The organism is Ruegeria sp. HKCCD6119 (genome assembly GCF_013110585.1).
Lineage (GTDB): Bacteria > Pseudomonadota > Alphaproteobacteria > Rhodobacterales > Rhodobacteraceae > Ruegeria.
The window spans coordinates 36,669-50,958 of record NZ_WVQV01000004.1 but is presented as its reverse complement, the minus strand read 5'-3'; the positions used below and the strand labels follow the sequence as shown (position 1 = coordinate 50,958).

Below are 14,290 nucleotides of genomic sequence, written 5' to 3'. Positions count from 1 at the left end.
ACCAAGGGCCAGACAATACAGCCAAAACGGAGCCCGGATATGACCTCCGAACCGGAAAAGAAAAAACCGATCTGGCGCCGGTATTTCCTATGGGGAATGCCTGTGGCCGGTATCGCCGGGGCCTTTGCCGCCGGCATCATCTTCTGGGGCGGGTTCAACACCGCAATGGAAGCCACAAACACCAAGGAATTCTGTATCTCATGTCACGAGATGCGAGATTTTGTTTACGAAGAATACACCGGCACGATCCATGACGTGAACCGGTCGGGCGTGGGGGCTGTCTGTTCCGACTGCCACGTGCCCAAAGACTGGACCCATAAGATGATCCGTAAGATCAAGGCGTCCAAAGAGCTGTATGGCAAGATGGTCGGTACCATCAACACCCGTGAAAAGTTCGAGGCCAAACGTGTACATTTGGCCATGAACGAATGGGAGCGGATGAAGGCCACAGACTCGCGCGAATGCCGTAACTGTCACGATTTCGAATCGATGATGCCCGAATTCCAGAAACCACGCGCCCGTCAGCAGCACCTCAATGCGATGACTGTAGGACAAACCTGTATCGACTGCCACAAGGGGATTGCACACTCGGATGCACGCGACCGCGCGGACGAAGAGTATCTGGAAAAGCTTGAAGCACCGAACCCGGACTTCATCCGGCCCATCCCTCCGGAATATCTGGCCAGTCTCGAAAAGATCGAAGCCAAAGAGGCCGCTGAAGCAGAAGCAGAAAAAGCCGCCAAAAAGGCTCAGCAAGAGGCCGTTCAAGCCCAGATCGCAGCGGCTGTTGACGCTGCTTTAGAGGAAGAACGCGCAAAAACCTCCGGTGAAGACGCCGCGGCGCCCTCTGGTGGAGCAAGCGACGTTGGGTCCAACATCGACTGGAACGCAGTGGCCGCGGCGGATCTGAAACTCTTCTACCCTGGTCAGGCCTCGTTTGAATGGGTCCAGAATGGCAAGTTCCATGGTGGCGCGCGCCCCCTGACCAAAGGCGGGGATCAGTGCACCACCTGTCACGCCAAGGAACTGGACACCATCGGCAACAAGATCGTTGCGGGTGGAGATCTTGAGCCAACCCCGATTCCGGGCAAACGCGGTGTCATCGACGCAACCGTTCAGGCGGCGCATGACGACGAAAACCTGTACATTCGCCTGCAATGGCCGGACGCGGGTCACAACCCTGCCCCGTTCGTCGATGGCGGCAAGATGGACCCGGACAACCAGATCAAGGTTGCCATGATGATTACCGGCACTGGTATCGAGCTTGGCGATCAGGTGGGATGCTGGGCTTCGTGCCACGCCGACAACACCTATATGCCTTTTGCGCCCGAAGCGGATGCGATCGCCGCCAATGCGGATGTTGCCGGTCGCCTCAATGCCACGGACACCGTTACCAAGTACATCAGCGAAAGCCGCACGGATGTTGAGATCAAAGGTCGCCGCGGCAAGGCCTTGGGGGGCTGGGACAAGCTGAAGGCCGAGGAACAGATCGAGCAGTATCTGGCCGACGGCACCTATCTTGACCTGATGCGTGTCTACGCCGACGGAAGCGCCACCAATGGCTATCTGTTGGAGCAGCGCGTGGTCAATGATGGTGAAATCGCCGCATCGGCCGAACTGTCCGGTGGCATGTGGACCGTGGTGTTTACACGCCCCCTGAATTCGGGCGCGCCCGGTGATGTGCCATTGCAGGCGGGGAAAACCTATACCGTTGGCTTTGCCATCCACGACGATTTTACCGCCGCACGGTTCCACCACGTGACGCTGAATACCAGCCTGGCGCTGGATGATGACAGCGCGTTCATCAACGTAGTCAAACAATGACGGATCGGGGCCGGGTAAACCGGCCCCGGCCACTTTTGGAAAGGAGACATGGACCATGAAACCCCTTCGCCTTCTTCCCGCGCTGCTGCTTCTGGCCGCGCCCGCCTGGGCGGACGAAACCGCCGAAATCTGTGCCGAGGCCGAAGAGCGCTATGTCGAGTTGTTCGGTCAGCCTTCGTCGGCCGTCGAAGACGCCGAAGTGGTGCTGATGTACAAATACAATTTTTGCCCATCCGAATTGACGGTGAAGGCAGGCACAACTGTCCGATGGGTGAATGTCGACAAACGCACCAGCCATTCCGTTCTGTTGAAGGATGGCAGCCAACCTGAAAGTGATCGGCTGTTCCCCGAGGAATCGGTTGAACTGACCTTTCTCACGCCCGGCCCACAGGACTATCTGTGCGGCCCGCATTGGGAGACACAGAACATGATCGGAATGATCACCGTCGAACCCTGAAACAAGGCACAATACAGGCGAGATGAAGGAGCGCGGGCGCAAATCCCGCGCTCCTTAACTTATGTCAAGGAGGTTGGTTTTCGATTGGGCCAATCTTCCCCCATGACACGCCCGGCCCACCCAGCAACGTCTTGCAAACGCAGCGGATCTGCATGGGATACCGGGTCTCGAAGACTTTCAGACCAAGCGAGTTTGCACATGAGCGGTAAGGTTTTTCTGATTGGCGCAGGCCCCGGCGACCCCGAGCTGATGACCCTGCGCGCACTGCGGATGCTGCAAGAAGCGGATGTCGTGGTTTATGACCGGCTGGTGTCCGCCGACATTCTGAACTTGCACGCGGAAGGCGCCCGGCTGATCCCTGTCGGCAAGGCCCCCAAATGCCACACCGTTCCGCAGGACCGCATCAACGAAATACTGCTTGAAGAAGCCAGCGCAGGTCACACGGTTGCCCGGCTGAAAGGCGGCGACCCCATGATCTTTGGTCGCGGCTCGGAAGAGGCTGCCTATCTGATGGCCCGCGGTGTCGCTGTCGAATACGCACCGGGCATCACGGCAGCCCAGGGGGCGTCTTGTTCGACGGGTGTGCCGCTGACCCATCGCGGGCTGGCGACTTCGGTTCAATATGTCACCGGGCATCGGCAGGCCGACAAAGTACTGGATCTTGACTGGAAACGTCTTGCCGATCCGGACTCGACACTGGTGGTCTATATGGGCGTCGCCAATATCGGTCAGATCGCCATGGGGTTGATGACCGAAAACCTGCCGGGCTCGACGCCGGTTCTGGCGGTGGGCAAGGCCACGACACCTGATGAGCGTCGTCTTGTGTCACGGCTTGACCAGCTGGCCACGGATGTTCGCGCGGCCGACCTGAAGGCGCCGACGCTGTTTATCATTGGCAAGGTGGTTTCGCTTTATGCCGAACGGCCTGTGGCCGAGCTTCTGGAACAGGCCCATGGCTAAGCTGGGAAGACGAGATCAGGGGATTGTCCCAACACGCACCGACAGGTCGCCGGGGCGCTCGGGGTGGGCCGCGCGAACCTGTCTGACCATTGCGGTTCTGGCCGCGACCTCTGCTTTCGCGGCGGATGTCATCGATCCCGATACCCTGAAAAGACTTGTGCATCAGGATTGCGGTTCCTGTCACGGCCTGTCCCTGAAAGGCGGTCTTGGTCCCGATCTGCGCAGTGAGACACTTGAACATTACGACGCGGATGTTTTGACCAGCGTCATCCTTGACGGCATCCCCGACACCGCGATGCCCCCATGGCGGCCCCTGATCAGTGAAGAAGAGGCCGAATGGATCGCCCGTTACCTGCTGGAACAGGAGGCACAATGAAACATTTCATTCTTGGCCTTGCAGCCACATTGATGATCACCACAGCGCAGGCTGAACCGACCGCGACAGGCGACCTTGGTCTGGTCATCGAACGCGCCAAGGGCTCGGTGCTTCTTGTGGATCAATCCGACCGTGCAGCTCTGGCCCGGATCGAGGGATTGGGTGATCTGTCGCATGCGTCTTTGGTCTATTCGCCTGATGAACGGTTTGCCTATGTGTTTGGCCGCGACGGCGGGCTGACCAAGATCGACATCGTGACCCGCCAGATCGTGAACCGCGTCGTACAGGCCGGCAACGCCATCGGCGGGGCGATTTCGGACGATGGCAAGCTTGTGGCCGTGTCGAATTACGAACCCGGCGGCGTGCGCGTATTTAATGCGGACACGCTTGAGATGGTCGCTGACATCCCGACCGAAAGCAAAACCATCGGCCTGGTCGATGCGCCGGGTCGGCGGTTCGTTTTCACGATGTGGGACACTGGGGAAACCTGGATTGCCGATTTCGCAAAAGGCACACCAGAGATCACCAAGATCCCAGACATGGGCAAGAACCCCTATGACGCGCTGATCACTGCCAATGGCCGCACCTATATCACCGGTCTGTTTGGCGAGGACGGCCTGACCGCGCTGGATCTGTGGGCCGAAACACCCGAACCGATCCGGGTTCTTCCCGATTACGGGCGTGGTCAGGAAGAAATGCCGGTCTACAAGATGCCTCATCTGGAAGGCTGGGCGCTGACGGGCCGAGAGTTCGTTTTGCCCGCTGTCGGCCATCACGAGGTTCTGTGGATCGACGCCGACACTCTGACCGAAACGGGACGGACCAAAACCCACGGGCAACCGGTCTTTGCCATGGCCCGCCCCGATGGACGGCAGGTCTGGGTGAATTTCGCCCACCCGCTGAATGACACTATTCAGGTGATCGACAGTGTCAGCAAACAGATCATCCACGAATTCAAGCCCGGCCCCGCAGTCTTGCACATGGAGTTCACGCCGCGCGGGCATGAAGTCTGGATCAGCGTGCGCGACGCCAACAAGGTCATGGTCTACGACACGCACAGTTTTGAAAAACTGCGCGAGATCGACGCCGACAGCCCGTCTGGCATCTTCTTCACCGCCCGTGCGCACAGAACGGGGCTGTAAACGATGCGACATATCACGGACCCGATCGACCGTCGCCTGCTGGACGAATTTCAGCGCGACTTCCCGATCACCGAGAGACCGTTCCAGATGCTGGGTAACGCACTCGGGCTGGACGAAGCAGAAGTCATTCATCGCTTGTCCCGGATGCGCGCCACGGGCCGTATTACACGGGTTGGCGCCACCATCACACCCGGCGCGGTGACGGCCAGCACCCTGGCTGCCGTGGCGGCTCCGGAAGATCGGTTGGAGGAGGTTGCCGCCCTGATCGATGCCGAACCCGGCGTGAATCACAATTATCAACGCGAAGACGCGTGGAACCTGTGGTTTGTTGCGACCGGACCGGACCGCACGCATGTCAACGATACCCTTGCGCGGATCAGTCGATCCACCGGATTGCAGGTGCTGGACCTGCGGCTGGTACGCCCTTTCAACGTGGATCTTGGTTTTCGCATGACTGGCGGAGTCAAAAACGTACCCACGGCACGAAAGGTCGATGCATCCGTCATGCGCGAGGGCGATCGCTGCCTGCTACAGTCTCTGAGTTCCGGGCTGTCTTTAGTCTCAGAACCCTATGCCGCTCTGGCTCGTTCGCTGAAACGGGATGTGACCGACGTGATGGAGCGGGTCGAAGCCCTGCATGCCGCCGGAATAATCTCGCGACTCGGCGTCATTGTGCGTCACCGGGCGCTTGGCTGGTCGGCCAATGCGATGGTGGTCTGGGACCTGCCGGCAGAACAGATTGAAACCGCCGGTCCGGCTTTGGCCGCCTTCCCGGGGGTGACCCTGTGTTATGAGCGTAATCCGGTTCCCGATGTCTGGCCATATCGCCTGTATTCCATGATCCACGCCCGTACACGCAATGAGGCTTTGGATGTTCTGGCGGGTGCGATTGCATTGCCCGAATTGGCCGGAGCACGGAACAAGGTCCTGTTCTCAACCCGCTGTTTCAAACAGACCGGCGCGCTGATTCAGGCAAAGGAGGTCGCCGCATGACGCTGGACCAAACGGATCGAGCGATCCTGAATCGTATGCAAGAGGATCTGCCGCTTACTTCGCGCCCTTACGCAACCGTCGCCACAGAGCTTGGCCTGTCCGAGGCGGAATTGCTGTCGCGTCTGAGCCGCATGAAAAATGACCGCGTCATCACGCGGTTCGGTCCGTTTTTTGACGCCGCGGCCATGGGTGGGGCTTTCTGCCTTTGCGCAATGGCCGTTCCAGACGAAGAATTCGAAACCGTCCTGACCAAAGTCAATGCACATCCCGAGGTGGCACATAATTATGAACGCACGCATCGGCTGAACATGTGGTTCGTGCTGGCCACCGAAACGCCCGAGGGGATCGAGGCCACCGCCGATGCCATCGAACGGGAAACGGGGATCCGTGTTCTCCGTTTCCCCAAACTTCAGGAATTTTTCATCGGCTTCCGGGTGGCGGCATGATCGACGCAACAGACAGACAGATTATCGAATTGCTCCAGGGAGGACTGCCCTTGGTGGCCGCGCCCTATGCGCAGGTCGCTGCCGATCTGGGCCTGAGCGAGGCCACCCTGCTGGACCGGCTGGCCGCGCTGAAGGCGCGCGGGGTGATCCGACGGATCGCGGCAGCCCCCAACCATTACAAGCTGGGCATGACGTCGAACGGCATGACCGTCTGGGACGTGCAGGATGACCTGATCACCGAACTGGGCGCTCATATCGGGGCACTGCCTTTCGTCACCCATTGCTATGAACGGCCCCGCGCCCTGCCCGACTGGCCCTACAACCTGTTCGCCATGGTCCACGGCAGCTCGCGCGATGAGGTCGAAGATAAACGCGGCCAGATTGCCGCGATTCTGGGATCGGCCTGCTGCGGCAGCGACATCCTCTATTCCACGCGCATCCTGAAAAAGACCGGGCTGCGCCTGAAACAGAAAGGCTGAAACATGTTCCGCCTGACCGAATACATGCATCAGCTGGTCAAGCCGACACCGGTGCGAAAACGGCGCCCCGGTCCGGTAAAGCCGGTTGTGATCTGGAACTTGACGCGGCGCTGCAACCTGAAGTGCCGCCATTGCTACACCGTCTCGGCGGATGTCGCGTTCCCAGGTGAGCTCAGCCATGAGCAAGCCATGGTAACCCTTGAGGATCTGGGCCAGTTTCGCGTCCCGGCCCTGATCCTCTCGGGTGGGGAACCGCTGGACCGGTTCGATTTCTTCGACATTGCAAAACGCGCCCGTGATCTGGTGCCAATGCTGGCCTTGTCGACCAACGGAACCCGGATTTACGACGAAACCGCCGATATGATCGCGGATGTGGGCTTCAACTATGTCGGCATTTCGCTGGACGGGATCGGAGCGACGAATGACTGGTTTCGTGGCGTCGAGGGCGCTTTTGCGGACGCCCTGCGCGGCGTGCGAGAGTGTAAAAAGCGCGGCATCAAGGTTGGCCTGCGGTTCTGCCTGACCGAAGGCACGCAACATCACTTGCCTGACTTGCTGAGCCTTTGTGATGATGAAGGTGTCGACAAATTCTACCTGTCGCATCTTGTCTATGCGGGGCGCGGCGACAAGAACCGGGGCGAAGATGCCGCGCATCAGCGCACGCGCAAAGGCCTGGATCTGTTGCTGGAACGCGCCTGGGAAGCCGCATCGGGCGGCCGTCCGCTGGATATCGTGACCGGGAACAACGACGCTGATGCCGGATATTTCCTGAACTGGATTCGCACGCATTTCGACGCCGAAAAGGCTGCACATGTGCGCGCGCACCTGGCTGCGTGGGGTGGAAACTCAAGTGGCTTGGGCGTTGCCAATATCGACAATCTCGGCCGGGTCCATCCGGACACTTACTGGTCTGACTACACGGTGGGCAACGTAAAGACCAAATCGTTTTCCGAACTCTGGACCGGCGATGATCCGATGCTTGCCATGCTCCGCACCCGCCCACGCCCGCTGAAGGGGCGCTGCGGAGCCTGCGAACTCAAGGACGTGTGCGGCGGCAATACCCGCATCCGCGCCCTGCAATTGACCGGTGATCCGTGGGCCGAGGATCCGGCCTGTTACCTGTCCAACCAGGAAATCGGTGTGGATGACGCAGGGGAACGCCTTCAGGTCACACCGTTTCGGGGGAAAAGCCATGATCCGGCGCATCAGTTCTTTTAAGACACTCACATTCGGTACGTTGTGCTCGGTGTTGCTGGCGGGCACCGCCTGGGCGGATGCCCAATCGGATTACGCCGAACATTGCGCCTCATGCCACGGCGAGAACCGTCTGGGCGGGGTTGGCCCCGCGCTGATCCCTGAAACGCTCAAACGCATGCGGGGTCCCCGGGTCGCTGCGGTAATCGCGGAAGGGCGCGCGGCGACACAAATGCCGGCCTTCTCGCACGAGCTGGATGCTCTGCAAATCGAAGAGCTGGCCGGTTGGTTGAAGTCGCCGTTGGAATCCGACCCCGAATGGGGCGAGGCCCAGATATTGGCCAGCCGGACGCTGGACGAGGAATATGTGCCGGTGGATGCGCCCGTCTGGGACAGCGACCCGATGAACATCACCTTGGTTGTGGAAACCGGCGATCACCATGTCAGCGTTCTGGACGGCGACACGTTCGAGGTTTTGGACCGGTTCGAAACCCCTTTCGCCGTGCATGGCGGCCCCAAGTTCAGCCCGGATGGGCGGTATGTCTTCATCATGTCGCGCGATGGCTGGGTCCAGAAGTACGACATTTGGGCGCTGAAACAGGTGGGCCGCGTGCGTGCCGGCCTGAACAGCCGCAACATCGCCATGTCGGGCGATGGCAAATGGGTGGCCGTGGCGAACTACCTGCCCAACAGCCTGACGGTGTTGTCCACCGAAGACCTTTCCGTCGCAAAGGTCATCGAGGTCAAAAGCAAGAAGGGCCTGCCCAGCCGCGTCTCTGCGGTCTACCAGGCCCCTCCGCGGGAAAGCTTTGTTCTGGCGCTGAAGGATGTGCCCGAGATTTGGGAAGTATTCTACGGCGCCAACCCCCCGCAATCCGGGCTTGGTCATGATTTCCGCATCGAAGGCCAGTTCAAGAACCCTGATCCATTCCCTGTGCGCAAGATCACCACAGCTGACTATCTGGACGATTTCTTTTTCGACCAGAGTTATGAATATGTCATGGGGGCGTCCCGCGATGGCAAGGGCGGGCAAGTGATTGATCTGGTGATCGGGCACAAGGTGGCCGATCTGGATTTGCCCGGAATGCCGCATCTGGGCTCGGGGATCACATGGAAACACGGCGATACGACCGTGATGGCTACGCCGCACCTGACAGACGGCGCCGTGTCGGTGATCGACATGGAAAGCTGGGAAACCGTCAAACGGATCAAGACCGAAGGGCCCGGGTTCTTCATGCGCAGCCATGAGAATTCGCCTTATGTCTGGGCCGATGTTTTCTTTGGCCCCAACAAGGACGCGATGCACGTCATCGACAAGCAAAGCCTTGAAATCGTAAAGACCCTGCGCCCTGCACCGGGCAAGACCGTGGCCCATGTCGAGTTCACCAGAGATGGCAGCCACGCGCTGGTTTCAATCTGGGAAGATGACGGCGCGGTGATCGTCTATGACGCGCAGACGCTGGAGGAAATCCGCCGCCTGCCGATGCGCAAACCTTCGGGGAAATACAATGTCTGGAACAAGATCACCTTCTCGGAAGGAACCAGCCACTGAGGGGAAATGGCCAGTTTGGAAACTGGCCATTCTGCTGTATCCGGCCACGGCGTTGACCGTGGCCATCAACCTGTTTTTGCTCGGGCTTATCCTGCACAGCGTCGGGTTCGGCGCAATCGAACCGGTGCCTGCAATCCTCTGGTCGATTCCACTGGGTATTCCTGCGGCATGGCTTGCCGGTCGGTGGCTGCGTGGATTGATGGATGAGGCCGACGGGTAGGTGCAAATTTTCAGGCACCTGACCTAAGTCAAGTTTCCGCCTGAAAGAATCCCCTAAGTTTCAGAAAAGAACGCCGAGCTGGATTCTCAATGCCTACCGTCCGCCCCCCGCATAGCCTGTTTGATCGCGTGTCCCGCGCGGTGTGCGGTTTGGTGGGTATTTTCCTGTTGCTTTTGCAGATGCTTGGCCCGGTGCTGGCGAGTCCCGGGGACAGCATGTGGATCGAGATCTGCTCGGAGGCAGGGGCGGTCTGGGTTGAAGTGGACCTTGAGGAAGGCACTGATGACCCGACCGCGCCTTGCCCGAAATGCGCCGATTGCGCGCTGTGCGCGGTGAAAACGGCAGCCCCACTGCCGGATCTGCCGCTGCTGATGCAATCCGAAAATGTACGGACAGTACCCGCTGCAATCGGGGATCTGTGCATTTTGTACAACTCAAGGCGACTGTGGCCCGAAACCCGAGGCCCCCCGTTCGCGACCCAAGAAGAATCTGAACGCGCCCTGCGCGCGTCCGTGGCGTCCACCCTAGCAACCGGAGGTGCGCCGTGGTCGTAAGTCGCGCAATCCATTTCCTGCTGGCTTTCACTCTGTCCTGCCTGATGGCGATCAGCGCCCATGCCGACAGCCTGGCCAGTTTCCTGCCCGACATCGAACCTGCCGATCTGGCCCCCGGCGCCGATGCCTTTGGCCCGGTGCGCGATGACGTCAAGGTCGCCCCCGTCCTGAAGGGCGGCGAGATCATTGCCTGGGCATTCCTGACCTCGGACTTTGTTGGCACGACGGGTTATTCCGGCAAACCGATCCACGTCGTTGCCGCCATCGACAACGACGCGGTGTTGACCGGAGTGCAACTGGTCAAGCACTCGGAACCCATCGTGCTGATCGGCATCCCCAATTCCCGCATGGTTGAATTGACCGAAGGCTATGCGGGCCTTGACCTTAAGGTTGAAGCCGAAACCGGGGGTGAGGGGCACGACCTCGACATCATTTCGGGCGCGACGGTCACGATCATGGTGATCGACGACAGCCTTGTGCGTGGCGGTATCAAGGTGGCGCGTGCATTAGGTCTGGGCGGCCTGTCACCGTTGCAGGCCGACGGGCCAAAGCGCGAAGTCGATATGGCGCAGAATGCGGTCCATGACTGGTCGACTCTTTCGGGCGACGGCTCGATCCGTCGGCTGACGCTGGATGTCGGGCAGGTCAATGCCGCCTTCGAGGCCACCGGAGACCAGCGCGCGATCAAGCGGCCCGAACCGGGCGAACCGGATGACACGTTCATCGACATGCATATGGCGCTTGTCTCGGTTCCGTCGATCGGCAAGTCACTGCTGGGCGACGCCGAGTACCAGAACCTTGTGAACTGGTTGGACGAGGGCGAACAGGCCATTCTGGTGCTGGGGCGCGGTGCCTACAGTTTCAAGGGGTCAGGCTATGTACGCGGCGGAATTTTCGATCGGATCCAGTTGATCCAGGGCGACAACTCGGTCCGGTTCTTCGACAAACAGCAAGTACGCCTTGGCAAGGTTGCAGCCCCGGATGCGCCCAGTTTCACAGAGCTGGACATCTTCAAGATCCCCGCCGATGCCGAGTTCGACCCGACCGAGCCGTTCCGCCTGCAACTGCTGGTACAGCGAGCCGTGGGTGCCGTTGAGAAAACCTTTCTGACATTCGATCTGGGTTACAAACTGCCCGACCGTTACCTGCTGCCCGTCGCAGCATCTAAGGTTGTCGAGGATGCGACCGGCGAAGCCGCCGCCAAGGCTGCCCTGTGGCAGCGCATCTGGAAGGATCGCACTGTTGAAATCGCCGTTCTCGGCGTCATGCTGCTGGTCCTGACCGCGACGTTCTTCTTCCAGTTCCACGCGACGATGAATGCGCGGGTCTTCTACTGGTTCCGCATCGGTTACCTGACAATGACCCTGTTCTTCATCGGCTGGTACGCCAACGCGCAGCTGAGCGTGGTGAACCTGATGGCACTGGCAGGCAGCCTGCGCACAGGATTCTCGTGGGATGCGTTCCTGCTGGACCCGCTGGTGTTCATTCAATGGTTCGCCGTCGCCGCCGCGCTGTTGTTCTGGGGTCGCGGGGCCTATTGCGGATGGCTGTGTCCGTTCGGCGCGTTGCAGGAATTGACCAACAAGATCGCGCGGGCGTTCAAAGTGCCGCAATGGACTTTGCCCTGGGGTCTGAACGAACGCCTGTGGCCCGCGAAATACATGATCTTTCTGGGTCTTTTTGGCCTGAGTTTCGTATCGATCCCGCTGGCCGAGAAATATGCCGAGGTCGAGCCGTTCAAAACGGCGATCATTCTGAAATTCATGCGCGATTGGCCTTTCGTGGCCTTTGCGCTGGTCCTGCTGGGGATCGGGCTGTTCATTGAACGGTTCTATTGCCGCTATCTCTGCCCGCTGGGCGGCGCACTGGCGATCCCTGCCCGAATTCGCATGTTCGACTGGCTGCGCCGCTACAAGGATTGCGGCACGCCCTGTCAGACCTGCGCCAATGAATGCCCCGTTCAGGCGATCCACCCCACCGGTGAGATAAATCCGAACGAGTGCGTCACCTGCCTGCATTGTCAGGTGCTCTACCAGTCCGAGGACAAATGTCCTGTCGTTATCCGCCAGCTGAAACGGCGGGCCAAGACAGGGTCGGTCCAGATGAAGACCCCACTCGGACAACCACCGGCGAACCATCCGAACGCCAAACCGCAATCCGTTTCCTAAAAGGAGGAACGAACATGTCGGAACATGACAACAAACTAACCGTCACACGCCGTGGGATGCTGGGTGCAACAGCAACCGGTGCCGTGCTGGCCGGGACCGGTCTGGGCTCGACCCTGATGACCGCGAAACAGGCGAGCGCCGCGGCCAATGCCAATCTCGAACCGGGCGAACTGGACGAGTATTACGGTTTCTGGTCCTCGGGTCAGACCGGCGAGCTGCGCATTCTGGGCTTCCCATCCATGCGCGAGCTGATGCGGGTGCCGGTGTTCAACCGCTGCTCGGCCACGGGCTGGGGTCAGACCAACGAGTCACTGAAGATCATGACCGAAGGGTTGCTGCCTGAAACCAAGGAGTTTCTCGCCAAGCGCGGCATGAAAACCTATGACAACGGCGACCTTCACCACCCGCACATGTCGTTCACCGACGGCACCTATGACGGCCGCTATCTGTTCATGAACGACAAGGCCAACACCCGCGTCGCGCGTGTCCGCTGTGACGTGATGAAATGCGACAAGATCACCGAGATCCCGAACGCCAAGGCGATCCACGGTCTGCGTCCGCAGAAATTCCCGCGCACCGGCTATGTCTTTGCCAATGGTGAAGATGAAACACCGCTGGTCAACGATGGCAGCGTGCTGGACGATCCGTCGCAATACGTGAACATCTTCACCGCGCTGGACGGCGATACCATGGAAGTGGCGTGGCAGGTGATCGTGTCGGGCAACCTCGACAACACCGACTGCGACTATCAGGGCAAATACGCCTATTCGACCTCGTACAACTCGGAAATGGGTATGAACCTGGCCGAGATGACCGAGAACGAACTGGACCATGTTGTTGTTTTCAACCTCGCGGAAATCGAAAAAGGCATCGAAGCCGGCGACTATCAGGAGCTGAAAGGCGTCAAGGTTCTGGACGGCCGGAAGGGTCAGAACAAGAAGTACACCCGCTACATCCCGATCCCGAACTCGCCGCACGGCATCAACACCGCGCCGGATGGCAAGCATGTCTGCATCAACGGCAAGCTGTCACCGACCGTGTCGATCATGGATGTGACCAAGCTGGACGCGCTGTTCGAAAGCGATGCCGATCCGCGGTCCTGCATCGTGGGTGAGCCTCAGCTGGGTCTTGGCCCGCTTCACACCGCCTATGATGGTCAGGGCAACGCCTTCACCACGCTGTTCCTGGACAGCCAGATCGTGAAGTGGAACATCGACAAGGCCATCCGCGCCTACAATGGCGAGGACGTGGACCCGATCATCTCGAAGGTTGACGTGCATTATCAGCCGGGTCACAACTCGACTTCCATGGGTGAGACCAAGGATGCCGACGGCAAGTGGCTGATTTCGATGAACAAGTTCTCGAAAGACCGCTTCCTGAACGTGGGTCCTCTGAAACCCGAGAACGAACAGCTGATCGACATTTCGTCGGATGAGATGAAAGTGGTGCACGACGGCCCGACCTTTGCCGAGCCGCACGACTCGATCATCGTTCGCAGCGACATCGTGAACCCGGTCAACGTCTGGGATCGCAACGACGTTACCTGGGAAGACGCCCGCAAACAGGCCGAAGCCGATGGCATCGATCTGGAAGAAGGTGCGGAAGAACCGATCCGGGACGGCAACAAGGTGCGGGTCTACATGACCTCGCAGGCACCGACCTTCAGCCTCGAGAAGTTCACCGTCAAACAGGGCGACGAGGTGACAGTTTACATCACCAACCTCGATGACGTGGACGACGTGACCCATGGCTTCTGCCTGGGCAACTACGGAATCGCGATGGAAGTCGCACCGATGGCAACCGCCTCGGTCACCTTCACCGCCGACCGTCCGGGCGTGCACTGGTTCTATTGCCAGTGGTTCTGCCATGCGCTGCACATGGAAATGCGCGGCCGGATGCTGGTCGAACCGCAAGGAGCCTGACCC

Annotated in this window: 14 protein-coding genes; all 14 read left to right on the top strand. The window is 59.8% G+C overall.

Going from position 1 to position 14,290, the window contains the following annotated elements; translation table 11 throughout:
• The first annotated feature begins 39 nt into the window (after positions 1-39).
• The 14 genes from GS611_RS11880 to nosZ all read left to right on the top strand — a co-directional run bounded on the left by GS611_RS11880 (position 40) and on the right by nosZ (position 14,287).
• Entirely contained in the window at positions 40-1,824 is a 1,785-nt protein-coding gene (locus GS611_RS11880) for a NapC/NirT family cytochrome c (protein ID WP_171635898.1), read from the top strand.
• Between the two features lie 55 nt (positions 1,825-1,879).
• Complete coding sequence (locus GS611_RS11875; protein WP_171635896.1) at positions 1,880-2,281, top strand: plastocyanin/azurin family copper-binding protein; 402 nt, start codon at positions 1,880-1,882, stop codon at positions 2,279-2,281.
• A gap of 198 nt (positions 2,282-2,479) precedes the next feature.
• Positions 2,480-3,241 (top strand): uroporphyrinogen-III C-methyltransferase, encoded by a 762-nt coding sequence (cobA, locus tag GS611_RS11870; protein WP_171228836.1) that lies wholly within the window; start codon positions 2,480-2,482, stop codon positions 3,239-3,241.
• Entirely contained in the window at positions 3,234-3,617 is a 384-nt protein-coding gene (locus tag GS611_RS11865; protein ID WP_171635894.1) for a cytochrome c, read from the top strand. Before cobA ends, GS611_RS11865 begins: the two co-directional genes overlap by 8 nt.
• A complete protein-coding gene (locus GS611_RS11860) occupies positions 3,614-4,759 on the top strand; it encodes a cytochrome D1 domain-containing protein (protein ID WP_171635892.1) in 1,146 nt (381 codons plus the stop codon). Before GS611_RS11865 ends, GS611_RS11860 begins: the two co-directional genes overlap by 4 nt.
• Before the next feature lie 3 nt (positions 4,760-4,762).
• Positions 4,763-5,752 carry an AsnC family transcriptional regulator gene (locus GS611_RS11855; protein ID WP_171635890.1) on the top strand — a complete coding sequence of 330 codons (990 nt, stop codon included), beginning with the start codon at positions 4,763-4,765 and terminating at the stop codon, positions 5,750-5,752.
• On the top strand, positions 5,749-6,198 hold the full coding sequence (locus tag GS611_RS11850; RefSeq protein ID WP_171635888.1) for an Lrp/AsnC family transcriptional regulator: 450 nt from the start codon (positions 5,749-5,751) through the stop codon (positions 6,196-6,198). Before GS611_RS11855 ends, GS611_RS11850 begins: the two co-directional genes overlap by 4 nt.
• Positions 6,195-6,677 (top strand): AsnC family transcriptional regulator, encoded by a 483-nt coding sequence (locus GS611_RS11845; protein WP_171635885.1) that lies wholly within the window; start codon positions 6,195-6,197, stop codon positions 6,675-6,677. The genes GS611_RS11850 and GS611_RS11845 overlap by 4 nt, the downstream gene beginning before the upstream one ends.
• 3 nt (positions 6,678-6,680) lie before the next feature.
• Entirely contained in the window at positions 6,681-7,895 is a 1,215-nt protein-coding gene (nirJ, locus tag GS611_RS11840) for a heme d1 biosynthesis radical SAM protein NirJ (protein ID WP_171635883.1), read from the top strand.
• The gene (locus GS611_RS11835) at positions 7,870-9,423 is read left to right on the top strand and encodes a nitrite reductase (protein WP_171635881.1); all 1,554 of its coding nucleotides are present in this window, start codon (positions 7,870-7,872) and stop codon (positions 9,421-9,423) included. The genes nirJ and GS611_RS11835 overlap by 26 nt, the downstream gene beginning before the upstream one ends.
• Positions 9,380-9,643 (top strand): hypothetical protein, encoded by a 264-nt coding sequence (locus tag GS611_RS11830; RefSeq protein ID WP_171169778.1) that lies wholly within the window; start codon positions 9,380-9,382, stop codon positions 9,641-9,643. The genes GS611_RS11835 and GS611_RS11830 overlap by 44 nt, the downstream gene beginning before the upstream one ends.
• Positions 9,644-9,732: 89 nt before the next feature.
• On the top strand, positions 9,733-10,197 hold the full coding sequence (locus GS611_RS11825; protein WP_216598265.1) for a DUF2946 family protein: 465 nt from the start codon (positions 9,733-9,735) through the stop codon (positions 10,195-10,197).
• A 44-nt stretch (positions 10,198-10,241) separates the two neighbouring features.
• Positions 10,242-12,365 carry a NosR/NirI family protein gene (locus GS611_RS11820; protein WP_216598275.1) on the top strand — a complete coding sequence of 708 codons (2,124 nt, stop codon included), beginning with the start codon at positions 10,242-10,244 and terminating at the stop codon, positions 12,363-12,365.
• 14 nt (positions 12,366-12,379) lie between these two features.
• On the top strand, positions 12,380-14,287 hold the full coding sequence (gene nosZ / locus GS611_RS11815) for a TAT-dependent nitrous-oxide reductase (protein WP_171635877.1): 1,908 nt from the start codon (positions 12,380-12,382) through the stop codon (positions 14,285-14,287).
• The last annotated feature ends 3 nt before the right edge of the window (positions 14,288-14,290 follow it).

Excerpts from the sequence above, each read along its gene's own strand:
- GS611_RS11880 (WP_171635898.1), top strand. The coding sequence starts at position 40 with ATGACCTCCGAACCGGAAAAGAAAAAACCGATCTGGCGCCGGTATTTC.
- GS611_RS11875 (WP_171635896.1), top strand. The coding sequence starts at position 1,880 with ATGAAACCCCTTCGCCTTCTTCCCGCGCTGCTGCTTCTGGCCGCGCCC.
- cobA (WP_171228836.1), top strand. The coding sequence starts at position 2,480 with ATGAGCGGTAAGGTTTTTCTGATTGGCGCAGGCCCCGGCGACCCCGAG.
- GS611_RS11865 (WP_171635894.1), top strand. The coding sequence starts at position 3,234 with ATGGCTAAGCTGGGAAGACGAGATCAGGGGATTGTCCCAACACGCACC.
- GS611_RS11860 (WP_171635892.1), top strand. The coding sequence starts at position 3,614 with ATGAAACATTTCATTCTTGGCCTTGCAGCCACATTGATGATCACCACA.
- GS611_RS11855 (WP_171635890.1), top strand. The coding sequence starts at position 4,763 with ATGCGACATATCACGGACCCGATCGACCGTCGCCTGCTGGACGAATTT.
- GS611_RS11850 (WP_171635888.1), top strand. The coding sequence starts at position 5,749 with ATGACGCTGGACCAAACGGATCGAGCGATCCTGAATCGTATGCAAGAG.
- GS611_RS11845 (WP_171635885.1), top strand. The coding sequence starts at position 6,195 with ATGATCGACGCAACAGACAGACAGATTATCGAATTGCTCCAGGGAGGA.
- nirJ (WP_171635883.1), top strand. The coding sequence starts at position 6,681 with ATGTTCCGCCTGACCGAATACATGCATCAGCTGGTCAAGCCGACACCG.
- GS611_RS11835 (WP_171635881.1), top strand. The coding sequence starts at position 7,870 with ATGATCCGGCGCATCAGTTCTTTTAAGACACTCACATTCGGTACGTTG.
- GS611_RS11830 (WP_171169778.1), top strand. The coding sequence starts at position 9,380 with ATGTCTGGAACAAGATCACCTTCTCGGAAGGAACCAGCCACTGAGGGG.
- GS611_RS11825 (WP_216598265.1), top strand. The coding sequence starts at position 9,733 with ATGCCTACCGTCCGCCCCCCGCATAGCCTGTTTGATCGCGTGTCCCGC.
- GS611_RS11820 (WP_216598275.1), top strand. The coding sequence starts at position 10,242 with ATGGCGATCAGCGCCCATGCCGACAGCCTGGCCAGTTTCCTGCCCGAC.
- nosZ (WP_171635877.1), top strand. The coding sequence starts at position 12,380 with ATGTCGGAACATGACAACAAACTAACCGTCACACGCCGTGGGATGCTG.